The sequence below is a fragment of the Microcoleus sp. AT8-B5 genome (assembly GCF_036705565.1).
In the GTDB taxonomy this organism is placed as follows: Bacteria; Cyanobacteriota; Cyanobacteriia; order Cyanobacteriales; family Microcoleaceae; genus Microcoleus.
The window spans coordinates 1-4,303 of the sequence record NZ_JAUBUY010000106.1; the positions used below are offsets into that span (position 1 = coordinate 1).

The following is a 4,303-nucleotide window of genomic DNA, read 5'->3' on the forward strand; positions in this document are numbered from 1 at the left end:
GAATTTGTAAACGCAGCAATCGCCGCCAAACAACCCAACGCCCTCATCAACCTCAGCTTCGACTTAACCCAAATCAATCCCGACGGCACACAAACCACACGCTACCAACTCACACCAGAAGAAAAATCAGCACTTAAATACGCTCAGGACAACAACATCCTGATTGTAGCAGCAGCCGGTAATGAAGGGGATCTCGCATCCGCACTCGGACAAGCCTCCACAGAATTCGACAACATCATCACAGTGGGAGCATCCGAAAACAACAACCGCAGCGCCTATTCCAGCTACGGAGGCGGTTTAGATATCCTAGCACCAACAAACACTCAAAAAACCGCAGAACAGTCAACAACCGAAACAAAACAAGGCACATCAATAGCAGCAGCCTTCGTCACAAACACCATCTCCCAAATGTGGGCAGCCAACCCATCACTGAACCGCCAACAAATCAAAAACATCCTCCTAAAAACAGCCAGCGACATCGACGTACCAGGATGGGACGAAAGAACAGGATACGGAATCTTAAATCCCCAATTAGCAATTGCTACCGCCACAGAAACAATCCCCGCAATACCAGTATTAGCAGCCACCAAACAATTGACAAAATCGCTGATTGATGCCGATGCAAATGTCAGTAACTCTCCGAATAGTACAGCCAAACCCTCAGAAAGACCGACCGCAACCAACGCCCCAGGCACACCAAAAACTACCAGCACCTCAACCGGAGACTACAACTCTGGCACTAGCTCTTATACCACAGAACTAGCGCCACATACAACCACCTCTACCAGTAGTTCCCACGGTACAACCACCACAAACACTCAAACTAATAGCAACTTCTCAAACACCGAATCAAGCTGGGATCAAAACGCCGTCAACACCAACAGCAAGAGCAACTCTTTTAACGAATACACCAGCGATTCCAGCACAAATGCTGCTACCTACACCAGCAAAAACTTTTCCCAAAACTCAGTAGAAAACAAAAATCAATCGCAGCAAAACTACAGCCGAGTTAAATACGAAGGCACTCGCAACGACCAAAGCTCATATCTTCAAAAATCCCGCTCTTCTAGCAATTATACCAGTCCCGAACAAACTACAAACACCACTGCCGACAGTTACCGAAACAGTTTTTCCCAATCAGAAAGTCAATACGGAACCGACTATGCAATGAATAACGGCAACCGCCAAGACGATTGGGGTTCAAAATCAACTTCAAACACTCACTATACTAGCAGCACCGGAAGTTCTCTCAACAACAGTTCAACTCAAATTCAAGGCAAAGCCGATTGGACGAATAGCAGCAATGGTAATAGTTCCATCAACACTCACAGCGGGTCAGAAAGCCAAGTAAATCGCTCGAACTATGAGAGCAACAGTAGCAGCGGCCCCTCCAAAACCAGCAACAGCAGCGACAACTATTCAGTAATCAATTCAACTTGGGACAACACTACAACAGACGGCACAACAGTCAGCAGCAACAGCCGCGATACTTATTCAGAAGCCAATAGTAATTATCACAGCAGTTACGACGACGGCCCGTCAAAAAATACCAGCAATCAATCCACTTACACCGTCAATCAATCTCAACAAACCAACAGCAGCAACGGCCCCTCATACTGGCACAACAACCGCAATAACAATTATTCTGTCAGTCAAGGGAATGACACGCAAAGTTACAAAAACGGGCCGTCAACTAGCAGCCACAATCGGGATACTTATTCTGTCAGTAAGTCGAATTCTTCCAGCAGCAACAGTGAGGGGAAAGTTAGTTATAATTCCGAGCTTGAAAATTATTCAGAAAATCATGCTCAGTGGGAAAGCGAGTATAATGCTGATACTTATACTACTCAAAGTACCAGCGACGAATCGACAATAACCGCTACCAAAAGTAACAGCAGCACCTCGGGCAGTAATTCCACCTCATCTAACAGTAGCGATACCTCCCGTACTTGGAATTCACAGACAGTTACAACTTATAAAGATGGCCAAAAAACAGAAAATGGCAGTTCGAGTTACGAGAAATGGTCGAGCGAAAGCACTTACGATAGTAACGGGGTAGCTAGTTCGGTGTCCAAGTATTCTAGCTGGAGTGAGAGTTACAGCAAGTCTTATTTTAAGGGAGGTTACAGTTGGACGGAAACTGTCAGCGGTTACGATTCGGAATCGGTGACGAAAGGGGGTGTCTATACGAGTAATGGCAACAGTTGGAGTTGGACTCGCAGTGGGACTGAGTATGATGATGGCAGGAATAGTTGGAGTGAAAGTTGGTCGAAGTCTAGTTGGGAAGATGGCGAGTATTTGCCGGGTGAATATGAGGTGACGGGGGGGTCATTTGACCCAGAAGGAACTGGGACGCAGACGAATAATTTGCCTGAATTTGGGGAGGCGCCGCGGTTGAATAAGGCGCCGAAACAACAGGTGCCGGTGGATTTTCAGAAGCCTCCCAAGCCTAGTGATGATATTTGGCGGCTACCGAGTGTTATTCTGATTAAAGAGCCTGAGTTTAAAAAGGTTTTTGGTAGTAGTGGTTCTGATTCCCCTTCAGGTGAGAGTGGGAATGATTATTTAGCTAATAATCCGTCTGGTGGTTCTGGTGCTCCTGGTGGAAAATTACCTGAAAACAAACGTTCTGCACTGGCAGAAGTTATTCAACAATTGTTGAATTTTTTTAGACCTCTTGGGATGTTTGTTGCTGGCGCAGTATATCAGTATCTACGTAATATCGGAGATTCAACTAAATGGTTATTCCAGGTCTTCAACCCTTACTGGGATGGACAGGAACAAGATGTGGAACGAGGGCTTAAAGGGCTTCCCGACTACAATTATTTTTGGTGGGGACAACGGTTAGGAGATGGGGCAGCAATTGTCACAGGAATTTTGGAAATCATAGCAGGCGGTGGTGCTGCCGCTGGAGGTGGATTTTTATGTATAGCAGGATTCACTTGCATCGGAGGTGCTCCGGCCATAGTAGCAGGTGCAGCTTTGGGACTACACGGAACAACTACGTTGGCCGCTGGTGTAAGAAATATAGTTCAGGAACTTGGAGTATTATATTCTCAAGGAACAGGCGGTACAGGGAGTCAACTTTACCAAAAGATGACAACACCTCAATTGGAGAAAGCCCGAAACTCCTATCAAGACCTAATCCAAGAACACGAGAAAAAGCTCAATGACTACATAGCAAATCCCGATGCTTATGATAACGATGGCAGGCTTAAAAACGCACCAAATCCACAAATAAGGCAACAAATTATACAGGGGCGTATTAATGCACTTCAAAAACAAATCAAGAAGCAAAGAGATGAGTTAATCAAAATAGAACAAGAACTTAATCGCAGATAGAGAGGATAAATCGATGAATGTGACGGTTGGTGAACTACGGATATTGTTTGATAAACTCATGAATAAAATGGAACAAGAGGGCATTCTATCATTAGATATTAATGATATAGATTACTATTGGATAGTTTCGTCTGATGAATGGACAAACTTTGAAACTGATGTTAGTCTAGATGTAGGTTCACTGATAGATGATTGGAAAAGCCTGCAAAAAGTTATATCCGAAGAACATATCCCCACATATGTTGATTTCGATCGCCTCGCCTCAATATTAAGAGCTGTAGCGGAGACGATTGTCCCACTAAAAGAGGGATAATATGACAAGCTCAAATAATCGACGTGGCGGGCGATTAGTTTTGTTCGATCGAATGATTATCAATAGTTTTACACCCTCCGGGCGATCGCACACCGGGTACAATTTCCTTTGAGTCGATCAACTTTACAAGCTAGTTGTTTTGTGCGATCGAATGATTGTTGATAGTTTTACACCCCTCGGACGATCGCACATCGCCCGTACAATTTCCTCTGAGTCGATCGACCGGGGCGGGCTAGTCATTTTGTGCGCTCGAATTATTATCGATAGTTTGAGCTGAGTCGGGCGATCGCACACCGGGCACAACTTCCTTTGAGTCGATCGCCCGTTTTTAGGTAATTTTTCTGTTTCCGGCGATCGGCCATTGATTCTGCGGGCGATCGAATTAACGGGATCTCGTCCTTGTTTATCCACCGCGCGATCGACCGGGTGGGCGATCGTACTTTTCTCAATTATCGGCGATCGTACTTTTTTAGATTGCGGGATCTCGCACTTTTCTAGATTAGGGGATCTCGTACTTTTTTAGATTAGGGGATCTCGTCTATTTCTAAATGGTGGGCGATCGACAATACGCCCAGGGTAAACGCATCTAAATTAAGTTGACAGAAAATCATATTTGTGCATGATTTGTTTTTTATAAAACAATTCTTA

The 4,303-nt window shown here is 44.9% G+C and carries 3 protein-coding genes; 2 read left to right on the forward strand and 1 reads right to left on the reverse strand.

Annotation, left to right across the window (positions count from 1 at the left end):
- On the forward strand, positions 1-3,342 hold a 3,342-nt coding region (locus QUB39_RS30285), incomplete at its 5' end, for a S8 family serine peptidase (protein ID WP_333485232.1).
- A 13-nt stretch (positions 3,343-3,355) separates the two neighbouring features.
- Positions 3,356-3,655 (forward strand): hypothetical protein, encoded by a 300-nt coding sequence (locus QUB39_RS30290; RefSeq protein ID WP_333209759.1) that lies wholly within the window; start codon positions 3,356-3,358, stop codon positions 3,653-3,655.
- A 123-nt stretch (positions 3,656-3,778) separates the two neighbouring features.
- Here QUB39_RS30290 and QUB39_RS30295 read toward each other — a convergent pair whose 3' ends face one another.
- The gene (locus tag QUB39_RS30295; RefSeq protein WP_333058548.1) at positions 3,779-4,066 is read right to left on the reverse strand and encodes a hypothetical protein; all 288 of its coding nucleotides are present in this window, start codon (positions 4,064-4,066) and stop codon (positions 3,779-3,781) included.
- Between the last annotated feature and the right edge of the window lie 237 nt (positions 4,067-4,303).